Source organism: Aeromonas sp. 95A (genome assembly GCF_051919235.1).
Taxonomy (GTDB): Bacteria; Pseudomonadota; Gammaproteobacteria; order Enterobacterales; family Aeromonadaceae; genus Aeromonas; species Aeromonas veronii.
This window is the reverse complement of sequence record NZ_JBQBFC010000001.1, coordinates 1,638,707-1,654,453: the sequence shown is the minus strand read 5'-3', so window position 1 is coordinate 1,654,453 and position 15,747 is coordinate 1,638,707. Positions and strand designations below refer to the sequence as shown.

The window sequence follows — 15,747 nt, the reverse complement described above, 5'->3', positions numbered from 1 at the left end:
TGCATGAAACTTCGCCACCAGTTGGTCACCCTCTCTCTTGGGCTCTCCCTGCTGCTGATCCTCATTCTGGGCAGCCTGCTGGCCCTCTTTATCCGTCATCTGCTGGAGAGCAACCTGCAGGATAAGGGGAGTGATCTGGCACGGGTGATGGCGGCGGACACCCGGGTGGTCGAGGCCCTGCGTCAGGGCAGTGATCCGACTCTGCGCGACTATGTGGAGGCGGTCTGCAACCGCACCGATGCCACCTATATGGTGGTGACCGACGAGCATGGTCGCCGCCTCAGTCACCCCAACCCCGATCTGGTGGGGCAGAAGTTTCGCGGCGAGGATATCTGGCCCGCGCTGCAGGAGCGACGCAGCTACTGCTCCAAGGATCGGGGCACCATGGGGCCGGCGATCCGCTGCTTCTCCCCGGTGGTGGGCGGGGATGGGCGCGTCATGGGGGCCGTGGTGGTGGGCTACCTGATGCAGCAGGTGGAGGGCATCTATATGGAGCGGGTGGCCCTGCTCATCAGCGCCATTGTGGCTGTGCTGGGGTGCGGCCTGCTGCTGGCACTCTGGGTGCAATATTTGCTGCGCAAGACCCTGCTCGATCTGGAGCCGGAGGCGATCGTGCGCCGCTTCACCCTGCAGGATCTGGTGCTTGAGCACATCACCGAAGGGGTCATCGCCCTTGATGGCCGCGGCAACATCAACATGATCAACAGCACCGCCAGCTATCAGCTGCGGCTGCCGGTTACCGGGCGCCATGCCCTGCAGGGGCAGTCGCTGGCGGAGCTGGTGCCGCCCCTTGCCCCCTGTCTGGAGCAGGAGGGTGGGGAAGTGAGCTTCACCATTCAGGGGGAGTCCTTTGTCGGTCGCTGGCAGGCGGTGCAGGGCAAGGCGCCGGGGCGGTTGCTGATCTTCAGCCGCCCAGAGGTGGCTGCCAGTCTGGGGGTGCAGGTGACCCACCTGCGCCAGTATGCCGAGATGCTGCGGATGCAGAGCCACGAGTTTGCCAACAAGCTGAGCAGCCTCTCCGGCTTGTTGCAGCTGGGCCATGTGGATCAGGCGGTGGAGCTGATCCAGCAGGAGAATGAAGCGTGCCAGACCATGCTGCAGGAGCTGCTGCGGCTGATCGACAACAAGCCGGTGGCGGGGCTTATTCTCGGCAAGTTCAGCCGGGCTCGCGAGCTCGGGGTGACCCTGGAGCTCGATCCCGACTCGGCGCTGGCGGAGTATCCGGCTTCGGTCTCGGCCGATCTCATCACCCTCATTGGCAACCTGCTGGACAACGGCCTGCAGGCGGCCTGGCGCAACCGCCAGCAGCGGCCGCCGCGGGTGCTGCTGTCCCTGTGCGATGTGGGGCGGCGACTGGTGATCGAGGTGGAGGATAGCGGCGAGGGGGTCGACGAGGAGCTGGCCGATCACCTGTTCGATTACGGGGTGAGTCGCCAGAGCGGCGATCACGGAGTGGGTCTGTTCCTGGTCAAGGAGACCGTGGGTCGGCACGAGGGTGTGATAGAATGGCGGCGAACCGCCGAGCAGACCACCCTGTTTGGTATCTACTTGAATAAAAACCAATTAATGTGAGCCATGGACCCAATAATCACGCTTGTTATTGAAGATGACGATCGGATCGGTGCCATCTTGTCAGAACTGGTGGCGGCGACCCCCGGTTTCTCCCTGCTGGGGCGGGCCGGCACCCTGGCCCAGGCCGATGCCATGATGGCCGGTGTGGTGCCCCAACTGCTGCTGGTGGATGTTTCCCTGCCCGATGGCTCCGGCCTTGAGTGGGTGAGCCGCCTGCGCAGCCACAACCGCGAAGCCTACGTCATCATGGTGACTGCCTCGCGGGATGTGGAGACCATCCAGCAGGCCCTCAATCTGGGGGTTCATGACTACGTCATCAAACCATTGCGGCTGTTTCGCATCCAGCAGAGTCTGGACGAGATCCTGCAACTGCACAGCCGCCTCTGCGAGCGGGGTCGGCTGGAGCAGGAAGATCTCGATAAGTTGCTGGGCAAGGGGGGGCGCTCCCAGATCAAGGAGATGCGCGTCACCCCCAAGGGGATCGACAGCATCACCCTGCGTCAGGTACTGGATCTGCTGGCGGGTGAGCCGGAGAACGTCTTCTCCACCGACACGGTGGCGCTGCGACTCTCCCTCAGCCGCACCACGGCGCGCCGCTATCTGGAGTATCTGGAGTCGGAAGACCGGGTCGATGTAGATCTCAACTACGGTCAGCGGGGGCGACCGGAGCGGCGCTACCGCTGGCGCCGGGCGGGGTGAAGTCGGTTCACCGTCGTTAGAGCACGATAGAAATGAACAAGGGAGCCAGCGGCTCCCTTGTTGTTTTTTGCATGTTGCCCGTCAGGCCGCATTGCGTTCCGGCAGTGGGACACGCTTTTTCAGCTGGGAGATCATCACGCCTCCCAGGATCAGTCCGCCACCCAGCAGGTGGTAGCCGTGGATCGGCTCGCCCAGGCCGACGACGGCGATCAGCGCCGTACAGAGCGGCATCAGGTTCATAAAGACCGAGGTACGCTCTGCCCCCATGCAGGCGAGGCCGCGCATCCAGCAGTAGGCTGCCAGCAGGGAGGAGGCGAGCCCGGCGAAGAGCACCAGCCCCCACCCTTCGGCCGGCACTGCCATCGAGTCGGCGCTGAGGGCGAGCGGCACCAGCAGCAGTACGGCCAGCAGGATCTGCATATAGAGGTTGAGCCAGGGGCCAAACGGCAGGTGCCAGCGGCGGATCAAGAGGCCGTAAAGGGCGTAGCTGGCGGAGCCCAGCAGCATCATGCCATCCCCCGGGTTGATGCCGTTGTGGAGCAGGGCGAGCGGTTCGCTCTTGCCAAGCAGCCAGAGCACTCCGAACAGGGAGAGACTCATGCCGAGCAGTGCCTGTTTGCCGGGACGCTGGCCGAAGAAGAGCGCCCCTTGCAGCAGGGTGAGCAATGGAATGAGGGAGCCGATCACCCCCATATTGGTGGCCGAAGTGCTGTGAGCAGCGTAGTAAGCGAGGCACTGGTAGAGCACCATACCGAGGGCCGCCAGCACCAGCAGCTTGCCGAGCCAGGGGCGAACCTCACTGCGTCGCCGCCAGAGGGTTGGCAGACAGAAGGGGGTCAGCGCTAGGGCGGCAATCACCCAGCGATAGAAGGAGATAGCCGCGGGGTCGAGCACGCTGGCGGCCGCCTTGGACACCACGGTATTGGTAGCCCAGATCAGCACAGCCATCAGCGGAAAGAGAAGAGGGGAAAAGATTCGCATCAGAGGCTCCTTATTAACAGGGGGCCAAGTCTACCCTTGTCTTTATATTATCAAGTAGCGTAAAACAGACAGATGACCCAGCAGAAAAGACAACTCTTTCTGATGTACCTTATTCCGGCCCACACGGGCAGCGTCTGCCCGCAACTGATGGCTGCTTTTGGCCTGTGCCGGAGACCGAGCCAACAGGGCGTTGCATCACGCCTGCTCCTCTCTCTCGCTGACAAGGGGCGCTGATGGCCACTCACCAGTTTCAGCCGGTAGATGTCGTTCTGCCCGCTCCGAATCCGCTCTATTTCAGTTACCAGCAGATGCTGGCCGACAGCGCGACCGTGCTGCACTCCCACCCCTGGGGCCAGCTCAACATGATCAGTCTGGGGATCATGGAGATAGAGCTGGGGGATCAGCGACTGGTGGCCCCTGCCGACTACCTTATCTGGGTACCGGCGGATCTCGACCACACCTCCTACAACGAGCAGACCCTCGACTACACCTCCATCTACGTCAGCCACGAGCTGGCGGCCAAGCTGCCGCCAGAGCCCAGATTGCTGCTGCTCACCCCGCTGATCCGCGCCCTGCTGAGCGATTTTTGCGAACGGCGGGTAGGCCATATGGTGGATGAGTGGGATCAGCGCCAGGCCGAGTTGCTGGTGGAGCGGCTGGCGCGCACCCGTTGTCAGGAGAGCTACCTGCCGATGAGTCAGGACAAGCTGCTGGCTCCCATGCTGGCGGCGTTGCACAGCGATCCTGCCGATCCCCGTACTCTGGCCCAGTGGGCCGGACAACTGCACACCACAGAGCGCACCCTGGCGCGGCGCTACCTGCGGGAGCTGGGGATGAGCTTCGGTCAGTGGCGGGCGCGGCTGCGGTTGCTCAAGGCGCTGGCCTGGCTCAAGGGGGACATGTCCATTCAGGAGATTAGCTGGCGGCTCGGTTACGGCTCCACCTCGGCCTTTATCGCCATGTTCAACCGGGAGCTGGGCTGCTCCCCCCAGCGTTATCGCCTACAGTCAGCCCGATAACAAATCGCCGGACATGTCATCTGATGAAGCAAAACAAGGAGGGCGCCCGCAGGCGCCCTTTCTGATGACATCTGCTTGCGCTAGAAGAAGCCGAGCGAGTTGATGTCGTGACTCACCAGCAGGTTCTTGGTGTTCTGGTAGTGGTCCAGCATCATCTTGTGGGTCTCACGGCCGATCCCCGACTTTTTGTAACCGCCAAAGGCGGCGTGTGCCGGGTAGGCGTGGTAGCAGTTGACCCAGACCCGGCCAGCCTGAATGCCACGCCCCATGCGCCAGGCCAGATTGCTGTCGCGGGTCCACAGGCCTGCCCCCAACCCGTACTGGGTGTCGTTGGCAATCGCCAGAGCATCCGCCTCGTCCTTGAAGGTGGTGACCCCGAGTGCCGGCCCGAAGATCTCCTCCTGGAACACCCGCATCTTGTTCTGACCGGAGAAGATGGTGGGCTGGATGTAGAATCCCCCCTCCAGTCCGTTCACCTTGGCCGGGCCGCCGCCGATCAGCATCTTGACCCCTTCGCCGCGGCCGATCTCCATGTAGCCCAGGATCTTGTCGAACTGCTCGCGGGACGCCTGCGCTCCCACCTGAGTGGCGGTATCGAGGGGGTTGCCCTGCACTATGGTGCGGGCACGGGCCAGCACTCGGTCCATGAAGTCGTCATAGATGCTGGCCTGCACCAGCGCGCGGGAGGGGCAGGTACACACTTCCCCCTGGTTGAAGAAGGTCATCAGCATCCCTTCTACCGCCTTGTCGATGTAGCTGCTCTCGTGCTGCATCACGTCGGCGAAGTAGATATTGGGGGACTTGCCGCCCAGCTCCACGGTGGAGGGGATCAGCTTGTCGGCGGCGCAGCGCAGGATATGGGCGCCCACTTCGGTCGAACCGGTGAAGGCGAGTTTCTGGATCCGGTTGCTGGTGGCCAGCGCCTGACCTGCCTCGGCGCCGAAGCCGTTGACCACGTTGACTACGCCGGGGGGCAGGATGTCCTTGATGAGATCCATCATCAGCATGATGGTGACCGGGGTCTGCTCGGCGGGCTTGAGCACGCTGCAGCAACCCGCCGCTAGCACAGGGGCAAGCTTCCAGGCGGCCATCAGCAGCGGGAAGTTCCACGGGATGATCTGGCCGACCACGCCGATGGGCTCCTTGAAGTGGTAGCTGACGGTGTTCTGATCCAGCTCGGCGGCCGAGCCCTCCTGAGCACGAATGCAGCCAGCGAAGTAGCGGAAGTGATCCACCACCAGCGGCAGGTCGGCGGCCAGGGTTTCACGCACCGCCTTGCCGTTCTCCCAGGTTTCGGCGATGGCGAGCCGTTCGATGTTCTGCTCGATGCGATCGGCGATACGCAGCAGCAGGTTGCTGCGCTCGGTGACGCTGGTCTTGCTCCAGCTGGTGAACGCCTTGTGGGCGGCATCAAGCGCCAGCTCGATATCGGCGGCGTCGGAGCGGGCGACCTCGCAGAATACTTTGCCATCCACCGGCGAGATATTTTCAAAGTAGCGGCCGGCGCGCGGTGCCACCCACTCACCACCGATGAAGTTGTCGTAACGGGACTTGAAGCTGACCAGGGCACCTGCCTGACCGGGAGCGGTATAAATCATCTCATCATCCTTTATGTGTGTGATCCTGACCGGACTGGCTGACAGACCGGTTGCCAGCTGATATCGCAAGGGGCGTGCCAAAGGGTCTGACCAGCAGACAAAAGGTTACAAAAACGTTATCAAATGGGGTGTGGCAGCGTATCTTGGTTAACCAATGTCCACGGCTATTGCGATAAAACTGTACCGTTTCTGGACAGTGACCGAGACAGTTGTGCTGTTTGTGAACAGGAGGCGTGATGAGTGAGTCACTTCAACCCGGTCCCGGTCCGATCCAGCGTTCCTGGCAGCGCTGCCTGCATCAGGGGCTGAGCCGCCAGCAGAGCGCTGATCTGGACTTGCTGCCCCAAGGGGAGCTGTCGGCCCGTCAGGAGCAGCACAGGGCGCTGATTGCTTGCTTCCAGCGCTTCGTGCTGCCGCTGTTTGCCCAGTTGCTGGCGGGTCGCCCCTGTCGCCTGTTGTTGTGTGACGGTGAGGGGGCCATTCTGGCCGCCAGTGGTGATGAGGGGTTCGCCCGCCATGCCGAGCGTATCTTTTTGCGCAGTGGCGCCCGCTGGGGGGAGGCGAGCAAGGGTACCAACGCCATCGGTACCGCGCTGGCCGAGCAGAGCGAAGTGCAGGTGCTCGGCAATCAGCACTTCTTCGCCCAGCACAGCTTCCTTAGTTGCAGCGCTTGCCCGTTGCTCGGGCCAGATGGGCAATTGCTCGGGGTGCTCGATATCTCCACCGATGCGGCCCATCACGATGGCGACATGCTGGGCACGGTGCGGCTGCTGGCCATGACCCTCGAAAACGCACTATTGGCGCGTCAGCCGGGCTGGCTGGTGGATCTCGAGCCCCAGAGTCTCTGGTCCGCCCGTCTGCTGCTGGGGGAGGAGGGGGAGCTGCTCGGCGCCAACCGGGCAGGCCGGCTCTGGCTCGGCCAGCACCCTTTCGATGGCAGGCAACTGCTGCGCGAGGGGCGTGGCTTGCGGCTGTTGCCAGAAGCGGACGCGACACCTTCCCGCGCCGTGCTGCCGGGTCACTCAAGCTCGGTGCTACCTCCGCAGCAGGTGCCGCTCAAGATGCTGGAGCGCGGCATTTCGTTGCTTATCGAGGGGGAGACCGGCAGCGGCAAGGAGCATCTGGTGCGGGCCCTGCACCGAGCGTCGAGTCGGCGGGAGCAGCCACTGGTGTGCGTCAACTGCGGCGCGTTACCAGCAGATCTGGTGGAAGCAGAGCTGTTTGGCTATGTGGGCGGGGCTTTCAGCGGTGCCCGCAGCCAGGGCAGTCAGGGTTATCTGCGTGCAGCCCACGGCGGCATGCTGATGCTCGATGAAATTGGCGAACTGCCGCTGCAGGCTCAAACTCGACTGCTGAGGGTATTGCAGGAGCGCTGCGTGACGCCGGTTGGCAGTCACAAGCCGGAGGCGGTGGATTTCTGGCTGGTCAGTGCCAGCCACCGGGATCTGGCGGCCATGGTGCAGAGTGGCGCATTTCGCGAAGACCTCTATTACCGGATCTGCGGCTGGCGTCAGCAGCTGATGCCGCTGCGCCGTTGGCCTGCCACTGAGCGTCTGGAGCTGATCCAGCGACTGTTGGCGGAGATGGACCCGACCCTGCGTCTGACCCGCGATGCGGAGCAACAACTGCTGGCCCATCCGCTGCCCGGCAACGTGCGCCAGCTCAAGCAGGCACTGGAAGTAGCCTGTGTGCTGGCAGAGGGGTTGGGTTGGATAGAACCCGCCCACCTACATCTGCCCAGTGTGGCCACAGAGCCCGGCGTCTTGCCGATGGGGGAGGCGACCAGCTTGCGTGAACAAACCCGGCGGCAGGTACAGCAAACGCTGGCGGCGTGCGGGGGCAACGTGAGCGAGGCGGCGCGCCAGCTCGGCATCAGTCGCACCACCCTCTACCGGGCGCTGCGCGAAGCCCCTTGAGTGCTCGCTCCCCTCATCGGTCGTTTTCAAGACGCACATGACGGCTGGAGCCCTGCCCATCCAGCCGCTATGATGCGCCCTTGCCGGGGGCATTGCGCCCGTTGACTCATCCGTTGAGGTTTTTCTGCCATGTCACAACACATAGGGGCGCTGACCCTGCTGGTCGCCGATTACGATCAGGCCATTCGCTTTTTTACCGAGGGACTTGGCTTTGTGCTCCTGGAAGACACCCGGCTCGACGAGCCGGGCAAACCGGGCAAGCGCTGGGTGCGGGTTGCCCCCAAAGGCGCCCCCGGTTCCGCGTTGCTGCTGGCACAAGCGGCCAATGCGCAGCAGCAGACCGCCATCGGTCAGCAGGGCGGTGGTCGGGTATTTCTGTTCCTCGAGACCACTGATTTCTGGGGGGATTACCAGCGCATGCAGGCGTACGGTGTTCATTTTTGTGAACAGCCTCGCGATGAACCATATGGCACCGTGGTGGTGTTTGAGGATATCAGTGGCAACCGGTGGGACTTGTTGCAACGTACTGCTGCCAACTGAATCTGAAAACGTTTATCATCCCGCCTGTCATAAAGTCATAAAAGTGTCACAGAAAATTCTAATAATTGGCGCACCCATCTTCACAGAGGAGAGAGAAGGGAATGGCTAAGCGAATTCTGGTGGTCGAGGACGAAGCACCGATCCGCGAAATGCTCTGCTTCGTGTTGGAGCAGAAGGGATATGAGACGATTGAAGCGGAAGATTACGCCGATGGACTGGCGAAGGTGCGCGAACCCTACCCCGAACTCATCGTGCTCGACTGGATGATGCCGGGCGGCAGTGGCATCCAGTTTATCAAGCAGCTCAAGCAGGATGAGGTGACGCGCCAGATCCCGGTGGTGATGCTCACCGCTCGCGGTGAAGAGGAGGACAAGGTGCGTGGTCTGGAGGCCGGTGCCGACGACTACATTACCAAGCCGTTCTCGCCCAAGGAGTTGACCGCTCGCCTCCATGCGGTGATGCGCCGCGTGTCGCCCACCTCGGTGGATGAGGTGATCGAGGTGCAGGGGCTGAAACTCGATCCTGTCTCCCACCGGGTCAGTGCCGAAGAGAAGGCGCTCGACATGGGGCCGACCGAATTCAAGCTGCTTCACTTCTTCATGACTCACCCCGAGCGGGTCTACAGCCGTGAACAGCTGCTCAATAATGTCTGGGGTACCAATGTGTACGTCGAGGACAGAACCGTGGATGTGCATATTCGTCGCCTGCGCAAGGCGATTGAAGAGACAGGGCACGACAGATTGATCCAGACGGTGCGTGGAGCCGGATACCGCTTCTCAACCCGTCTCTAGAGGCAGTTATGTTGCAACCTTACGCCTGGCGGCGACAGTTGTGGCGAATGGCGTTTTTTTACGCCCCCTTCGCATTGGTTGGCTGGTTGATTGATCATCTTGCCCTCTGCCTGTTAGTGGCGGCCGTGTTGCATCTGGGCTGGCACTATCGCTTCCAGAAGCGGCTCTCTGACTGGCTGTGGCACGACCGCAGCTTGGTGCCCCCCAGCGGCAATGGCAGCTGGGAGTACATCTTCAACGGTATCTACAAGCTGCAGCAGCGTCACCGTGCCCGTCGCCGCGAGCTGGCGGGGCTTATTCGCCGTTTTCGGGAGGGTGCCGAGGCGCTGCCCGATGCCGCCGTGGTGTTTCGCACCGATGGCAGCATCCTCTGGTGCAACCGGCTGGCGGAGCAACTGCTCGGTTTTCGTTGGCCGGAGGATGCCGGCCAGCATATCGGCAACCTCATTCGCAATCCGGCCTTTAACGCTTATCTGGGCAAGGGGGCGTATGACGAGCCCCTCGAGATGCACTCCCCGGTCAACGAGGAGAAGTTTCTCGAGTTTCGCATCATGCCCTACGCCTCCGATCAGGCGATGCTGGTGGTGCGGGATGTCACCCGTTTGCGCAGTCTCGAGAAGACCCGCAAGCACTTCGTCTCCAACGTCTCTCACGAGCTGCGCACCCCGCTGACCGTGCTCAAGGGCTATCTGGAGATGACCGAGGAGCCGCCCCCGCCCGCCATGTGGGCCAAGGCGCATCGGGTGATGATGGAGCAGACCATCCGGATGGATAATCTGGTCAATCAGCTACTCACCCTCTCCCGTATCGAGGCGGCCCCGACCGTGGATCTCTCCCATCTGGTGGACATGCCTGCCATGCTGGGGCTGCTGGAGCAGGAGGCGCGAGCGCTCTCGGGCGAACGGGCCCACCAGCTCGAATTTGTGGTGCAGCCCAATCTTCTGGTGCGCGGGGATCAGGAGCAGCTGCGCAGTGCTGTCTCCAACCTGGTCTATAACGCCATCCACTACACCCCGGCGGGGCGAAAAATTACCGTGGAGTGGCGCAAGCAGGGGGCGATGGCGCTGTTTGCCGTGAGCGATGAAGGGGAGGGGATTGCCCCAGAGCATCTGGCGCGGCTGACCGAGCGGTTCTATCGGGTCGACAAGGCACGCTCGCGCCATACCGGCGGCTCAGGCTTGGGCCTTGCCATCGTCAAGCATGCCCTCAGTCATCATGACTGCCAGCTCGATATCGAGAGCCGGGTCGGCCTTGGCAGCCGCTTCAGCTTTCTCATTCCGAGTCGCATGGTGGTGATTAAATAGTCTTTTATGGCAATGGGTTAGCTGCAAAAAGAGGGCCTTTGAACGGGCCCTCTTTTCATTTGTTCAAATCTGTCGCCATGTCATTAAAGTGTCACATTAAATCCATAAATTTGTCACTGCCAGGTCAGATACTGGCGCCGTCTTAAGAACGGACCTTCTGTAACTTTGGAGAGATTGGATGAAACTCAACAAACTGGCTGGTGTAATCGGATTCACCGCAGCAACCCTGTTTTCTGTCAGCGCCCTGGCTGCCGGTGTGGATAAAGACCTGCCGGATTACACACCGACCAGCGGCATTTCGGGCAACCTGTCCTCTGTCGGCTCGGACACCCTGGCCAACATGATGACCCTGTGGGCCGAAGAATTTAAGCGCTTGTACCCCAACGTCAACGTGCAGATCCAGGCCGCCGGTTCTTCTACCGCACCGACTGCCCTGACCGAAGGTGTTGCCCAGTTCGGTCCGATGAGCCGTGCCATGAAGGCCGGTGAAGAGGAAGCATTCGAGAAGCGTTACGGCTACAAGCCGACTGCCATCCGCGTTGCAGTCGATGCCCTGGCGGTGTTCGTCAACAAGGACAACCCCATCAAGGGGCTGACCATGCCGCAGATCGACGCCATCTTCTCCAGCACCCTCAAGTGCGGCGAAGCCAAGGCTGCCACCAAGTGGTCTGATCTGGGTCTGGATGGCAACTGGTCCAGCAAGGATCTGCAACTGTTCGGTCGCAACTCCGTATCCGGTACCTACGGTTACTTCAAGGAGCACGCCCTGTGTAACGGCGACTTCAAGAGCGGCGTGAACGAGCAGCCGGGCTCTGCCTCCGTGGTTCAGTCTGTTTCTGCCTCCCTGAACGGCATCGGCTACTCCGGTATCGGTTATGTCACCTCCGGCGTGCGTGCAGTACCGCTCTCCAAAGATGGCAAGACCTTCATCGAAGCGACCTCCGATAACGCCATCACCGGCAAGTATCCGTTGTCACGCTTCCTGTACGTTTACGTGAACAAGCATCCGAACAAGCCGCTCTCCCCGATGGAGCAAGAGTTCGTCAAGATGATGCTCTCCAAAGCAGGCCAGAACATCGTTGCCAAAGATGGCTACGTGCCGGTGCCGGCCAAGGTGGTACAGGCTGACCTGAAAAAGCTGGGTATCATGTAACTGCCCGCAGTCAGCATGCCCTGATAAAACGAGCCCCAAGCGGGCTCGTTTTGTTTTTGGCGGCTGTCAGTTTTGTTAATAGCGCAGGATGGATATTTTTCCGCCAGCCGGGGGCTGGCTCCCTTGCGCAGCAGGGCGGCATTTCCGAGAATAGGGCAACGTTATGGCAAAGGATCCCTTCATGATTGCGTCCCTCACCAAGTTTGGCATGGTAGCCCTCTGTAGTTCCCTGCTGGTCGCCTGCGCCCAGTCGCCGACCGGCCGCAGCCAGATGCTGCTCTACTCTCCCCAGCAGATGAACCAGCTGGGCGCCGACTCCTTCGAGCAGATGAAGAAGCAGGAGAAGGTGAGCAAGGATGCCAAACTCAACGCCTATGTCTCCTGTGTCGCCAAGGCGGTGACCGCCCAGGTGCCGGCCAGCTATGGCATCACCAACTGGGAAGTGGTGGTGTTTGACTCCAAACAGGTCAACGCCTTCGCCCTGCCCGGCGGCAAGATCGGGGTCTACAGCGGCCTGCTCAAGGTGGCCAAGAATCAGGATCAGCTGGCGACCGTCATCGGGCACGAGCTGACTCACGTGCTGGCCCAGCACTCCAACGAGCGACTCTCGCGCAGCCAGCTGGCGGGGATCGGTCTGGCGGCCGCCGACATTGCCATGGGCACCAGCGAGTATCGCGGCGCCACCATGGCCGCCCTTGGCCTCGGGGTCGAGGTGGGGGTGATGTTGCCCTATGGCCGAACTCAGGAGAGCGAAGCGGATCGGCTCGGACTTGAGCTGATGGCGCGCGCCGGGTTCAATCCGGCCGAGGCAATCCCCCTGTGGCAAAACATGAGTGCCGCCGCCGGTGGCAACACGCCGCCGCAACTACTCTCTACCCACCCGAGCAACGAGAACCGGATCGCCGAGTTGCAGGCGCAACAGGCGCAAGTGTTGCCGCTCTATGAGCAGGCCCGCGCCAACGGTCTGGTGCCCCAATGCAAGGCATAAGCCTGCGCATGGCGCGCAGCGATGATGCCGCCGCCATGACGGTGATGCAGCGAGCCAGCTGGCTCGCTGCCTATGGCCAGGTGCTCGGTGCCGACCTGCTGGAACAGCTCGATGTCACCGCTCATCTGCAGATTTGGCAGAGCCGTCTGGCCGAGCCGGGCCCAAAGCCCATGCTGCTTTGTCTCGATGAGGTGGTGATAGGTCTGCTCTACTGGCAACCACAGCAGGAAGCGGGGCAGAGCCATGCCCTGATCCGCGCTTTTTACCTCCATCCCGACCATTGGCGACAAGGTTATGGCAAACGGCTGTGGCAGGCGGTGGCGATGCAGATGCGCCGCGCCGGTTGTCATAGCGTCAAATTGTGGCTGCTCGATGGCAACCACATCGGCGAGGGGTTCTACCTGCGCCGCGGCTTCGTCTTTGATGGTGAAGAGCGCACCCTGATAAGCCTCGGGCAGCCCTGCCTGCAGCGACAAATGAGCCGTTTGCTCTGATCACTCTCCCGTTTTTCGCCTTCGGTCACTTTATTTTTTTTGCGAATTAATACAATGTCCCTCTTGAAACAGAGTTGGATAAACACGGGCTGACAAGGGAGTGCTGGCATGTATTACGGCTTTGATATCGGTGGCACCAAGATCGCCTTCGCGGTCTATGACGGTGCATTGAACCTCTGCCACGAGGAGCGCATGAGCACCCCTGGCAATGATTATGAGGGGCTGCAGCAGCTGATCCGCTCCCGGGTCGAGCAGGCGGATGCCCGCTTCGGCGCACGGGGCTCGGTCGGCATTGGTTTCCCCGGTGTCATCAACAGCCAGGATCACAGCATAGTGGCGGCCAATCTGCCCTCCATCAATGGTCGCCATCTGGGCGCCGATCTGGCCGAGCTGCTGGAGCGGCCGGTCAAGGTGGATAACGACGCCAACTGCTTCCTCTGGTCCGAAGTGCATCAAGGGGCAGCCGACGGCGCAGGCAGTGCGCTCGGCGTCACCATCGGCACCGGTATCGGCGGCGCCGTCTATCTGGCGGGCAAGCTTATTCAGGGGCGCAACTGGCTGGCTGGCGAGATTGGTCACTACCCCCTGCCTGCGACCATGCTGATGAAGTACCCCGAGTTGCCCCGTCCCCGTTGCGGCTGCGGCCGTCTGGTCTGTTTTGAAACCTATGCCTCCGGCACCGGTCTGGAGCGTCTCTATCACCATTTCCATGGCCAGCGCGCCACGGGTCACCAGATTGTGGGACGCTTCGAGGCCCATGAACCCCATGCGGTCGAGACGGTCGACTGCTGGCTGGAGATCATGGCTGCCGGGCTTGCCACCGCCATTTCGGTGATTGATCCCGAGGTGGTGGTGTTGGGGGGCGGCCTGAGCGGCCTGCCCGCCCTCTATGAACAGCTGCCGCTGCGTCTGCCCGGTCACTTGCTGCCCGGGGTCGCCCTGCCCGAGATCCGCCAGGCTCGCTTCGGCGGTGCCGGTGGTGTGCGCGGCGCAGCCTTGCTCAATCTATGAGATCAGATGTGGGGTCTGATCTCCCCGAAAAAGGAGTCCTCATGACCCGTCTTGAAATCTGTATCGACAACCTAGAATCCCTGTTTACTGCCCAGCAATCCGGGGCGGATCGCATCGAGCTCTGCTCTGCGCTGGGTCTGGGCGGCCTGACCCCCTCCTACGGTTTTATGCAGCAGGCAGCCCGCCACGCCACCGTGCCGGTTTATGCCATGATCCGCCCGCGTGCCGGGGATTTTTGCTTCAACGACGGCGAGTTCGAGATGATGCTGCAAGATATCGCGGCCGCACGTGCTGCGGGGCTGCAAGGGGTGGTGGTCGGTTTGCTGGATGAGGAGGGGCGGGTGCCTGCCGCCAAGCTCAAACAGCTGGTGGATGCAGCAGGCCCGTTGGGAGTCACCTTCCATCGCGCCATTGACCTCTCCTCCGATTGGCGCCTCGATCTGGAGACCATAGTTGCTGCCGGTTGCGAGCGCATTTTAAGCTCGGGCCATGCGCCGACCGCGTTGGCGGGGTTGGAAACCCTGCAGGAGATGCAGCAGGCGCTGGCGGGGCGTGCCAGCCTGATGCCGGGGGCCGGGGTCAATGCCGACAACGTGCGTACCATCATCGAGTTCACCGGGGTGAGCGAAGTGCATATGTCCGGCATGGGCTGGCGCGGTGGCATGGTGCCGCACGGAGTGAATATGGGCACTTCGGATGATGGTCGGGTCAATATCACCGATGGCGCCAAGGTGGCTGCGGTCAGAGTCTTGCTGGATCGCGGTTAAGCAGATCGCCGCCGTTGGGCGGCGTTCATCCGCATCTTGTGTGAAGTTCCTCCCACTGACGGGGAAATCAGGGGCTCCCCCGGCAGCACCCCGGCCAAAAGTCTGATATTATCCCGCCTCTTTACTACATGGATCTGGAGCAACATCTCAATGTCCCAATACGACTCTATCGAACAGAAGGCCAGCTATGGCATCGGCCGCAACATGGGTGATCAGCTGGCGCAGCAAGCCTTCGCCGGTCTGGATATCCCGGCCCTGCAACAAGGTCTGGCAGATGCCCTGAATGGTCTGGAGTTCGCGGTCAGCCGTGACGATATCAATGATGCCTTCCAGGTGATCACTGCGCGTATGCAAGAAGAGCAGGAAGCCGCCGCCAAGGCCGCCGCTGCTGACGGCGAAGCCTTCCTGGCTGACAACGCCAAGCGCGCTGAAGTGAAGGTGACCGACTCCGGTCTGCAGTACGAAGTGCTGGTAGAAGGCAACGGTGCCGTTCCGGTAGCCGGTCAGTCCGTGCGTGTGCACTACCACGGTACCTTCACCCACGGTGGCGTATTCGACAGCTCCGTCGCTCGCGGCCAGCCGGCTGAATTCCCGGTGACCGGCGTGATCGCTGGCTGGGTTGAAGCGCTGCAGCTGATGCCGGTTGGTTCCAAGTGGAAGCTCTACATCCCCCACGATCTGGCTTACGGTGCCCGTGGCGCGGGCTCCATCCCGCCTTACTCTGCACTGGTATTTGAAGTCGAGCTGCTGGACATCCTGTGATCCTGCTGGCTTGATGCAAACGGCGACCCTCGGGTCGCCGTTTGTTTTTGGGTTATGTGATAGACAGTATTTGTCGCGGTCAGTAGGTTGGATAGCAGAAAAGGGCGGCTTTTTTGCGCTTTTTACTGGTTTTTTCAGAAACGGGAACAGGC

Annotated in this window: 15 protein-coding genes; 13 read left to right on the top strand and 2 right to left on the bottom strand. The window is 61.8% G+C overall.

Features of this window, described 5'->3' with window-relative positions; genetic code table 11:
- Nucleotides 1-3: 3 nt before the first annotated feature.
- Together ACTG2U_RS07270 and ACTG2U_RS07265 are read left to right on the top strand one after the other, a co-directional pair.
- Nucleotides 4-1,572, top strand: coding sequence for an ATP-binding protein (locus tag ACTG2U_RS07270; protein WP_005358863.1), 1,569 nt, complete (start codon nucleotides 4-6; stop codon nucleotides 1,570-1,572).
- Between the two features lie 3 nt (nucleotides 1,573-1,575).
- Nucleotides 1,576-2,271 carry a response regulator gene (locus ACTG2U_RS07265; RefSeq protein ID WP_005338420.1) on the top strand — a complete coding sequence of 232 codons (696 nt, stop codon included), beginning with the start codon at nucleotides 1,576-1,578 and terminating at the stop codon, nucleotides 2,269-2,271.
- An 81-nt stretch (nucleotides 2,272-2,352) separates the two neighbouring features.
- On the opposite strand, the gene ACTG2U_RS07260 is transcribed toward ACTG2U_RS07265, so the two are convergent.
- A complete protein-coding gene (locus ACTG2U_RS07260) occupies nucleotides 2,353-3,252 on the bottom strand; it encodes a DMT family transporter (protein ID WP_439974289.1) in 900 nt (299 codons plus the stop codon).
- A gap of 233 nt (nucleotides 3,253-3,485) precedes the next feature.
- On the opposite strand from ACTG2U_RS07260, the gene ACTG2U_RS07255 reads away from it, so the two are divergent.
- Nucleotides 3,486-4,271 carry an AraC family transcriptional regulator gene (locus tag ACTG2U_RS07255; RefSeq protein WP_439974288.1) on the top strand — a complete coding sequence of 262 codons (786 nt, stop codon included), beginning with the start codon at nucleotides 3,486-3,488 and terminating at the stop codon, nucleotides 4,269-4,271.
- 80 nt (nucleotides 4,272-4,351) lie between these two features.
- Here the strand turns inward: ACTG2U_RS07255 and exaC are convergent, their stop codons facing one another.
- Entirely contained in the window at nucleotides 4,352-5,869 is a 1,518-nt protein-coding gene (gene exaC / locus ACTG2U_RS07250; protein WP_439974287.1) for an acetaldehyde dehydrogenase ExaC, read from the bottom strand.
- Nucleotides 5,870-6,105: 236 nt separating this feature from the next.
- Here exaC and ACTG2U_RS07245 point away from each other — a divergent pair, with 236 nt between their 5' ends.
- From ACTG2U_RS07245 to ACTG2U_RS07200, 10 genes are all read left to right on the top strand, one after another.
- Nucleotides 6,106-7,785, top strand: a complete 1,680-nt coding sequence (locus ACTG2U_RS07245; protein WP_439974286.1) for a sigma-54-dependent Fis family transcriptional regulator — start codon at nucleotides 6,106-6,108, stop codon at nucleotides 7,783-7,785.
- 129 nt (nucleotides 7,786-7,914) lie between these two features.
- Nucleotides 7,915-8,325, top strand: coding sequence for a VOC family protein (locus tag ACTG2U_RS07240; RefSeq protein ID WP_193859575.1), 411 nt, complete (start codon nucleotides 7,915-7,917; stop codon nucleotides 8,323-8,325).
- A gap of 101 nt (nucleotides 8,326-8,426) precedes the next feature.
- Complete coding sequence (phoB, locus tag ACTG2U_RS07235; protein ID WP_005338414.1) at nucleotides 8,427-9,116, top strand: phosphate regulon transcriptional regulator PhoB; 690 nt, start codon at nucleotides 8,427-8,429, stop codon at nucleotides 9,114-9,116.
- Nucleotides 9,117-9,124: 8 nt separating this feature from the next.
- Nucleotides 9,125-10,420 carry a phosphate regulon sensor histidine kinase PhoR gene (gene phoR / locus ACTG2U_RS07230; protein WP_005338413.1) on the top strand — a complete coding sequence of 432 codons (1,296 nt, stop codon included), beginning with the start codon at nucleotides 9,125-9,127 and terminating at the stop codon, nucleotides 10,418-10,420.
- A gap of 178 nt (nucleotides 10,421-10,598) precedes the next feature.
- Complete coding sequence (locus ACTG2U_RS07225; protein ID WP_005338411.1) at nucleotides 10,599-11,573, top strand: PstS family phosphate ABC transporter substrate-binding protein; 975 nt, start codon at nucleotides 10,599-10,601, stop codon at nucleotides 11,571-11,573.
- A 181-nt stretch (nucleotides 11,574-11,754) separates the two neighbouring features.
- Nucleotides 11,755-12,561, top strand: a complete 807-nt coding sequence (locus tag ACTG2U_RS07220; protein ID WP_005338409.1) for a M48 family metallopeptidase — start codon at nucleotides 11,755-11,757, stop codon at nucleotides 12,559-12,561.
- Nucleotides 12,549-13,055, top strand: coding sequence for an N-acetyltransferase family protein (locus ACTG2U_RS07215; RefSeq protein WP_439974285.1), 507 nt, complete (start codon nucleotides 12,549-12,551; stop codon nucleotides 13,053-13,055). Before ACTG2U_RS07220 ends, ACTG2U_RS07215 begins: the two co-directional genes overlap by 13 nt.
- A 108-nt stretch (nucleotides 13,056-13,163) precedes the next feature.
- Entirely contained in the window at nucleotides 13,164-14,066 is a 903-nt protein-coding gene (locus ACTG2U_RS07210; RefSeq protein ID WP_005343908.1) for an ROK family protein, read from the top strand.
- A 41-nt stretch (nucleotides 14,067-14,107) separates the two neighbouring features.
- On the top strand, nucleotides 14,108-14,833 hold the full coding sequence (locus ACTG2U_RS07205; RefSeq protein ID WP_111900373.1) for a copper homeostasis protein CutC: 726 nt from the start codon (nucleotides 14,108-14,110) through the stop codon (nucleotides 14,831-14,833).
- Nucleotides 14,834-14,983: 150 nt separating this feature from the next.
- The gene (locus ACTG2U_RS07200; protein WP_005338405.1) at nucleotides 14,984-15,595 is read left to right on the top strand and encodes an FKBP-type peptidyl-prolyl cis-trans isomerase; all 612 of its coding nucleotides are present in this window, start codon (nucleotides 14,984-14,986) and stop codon (nucleotides 15,593-15,595) included.
- The last annotated feature ends 152 nt before the right edge of the window (nucleotides 15,596-15,747 follow it).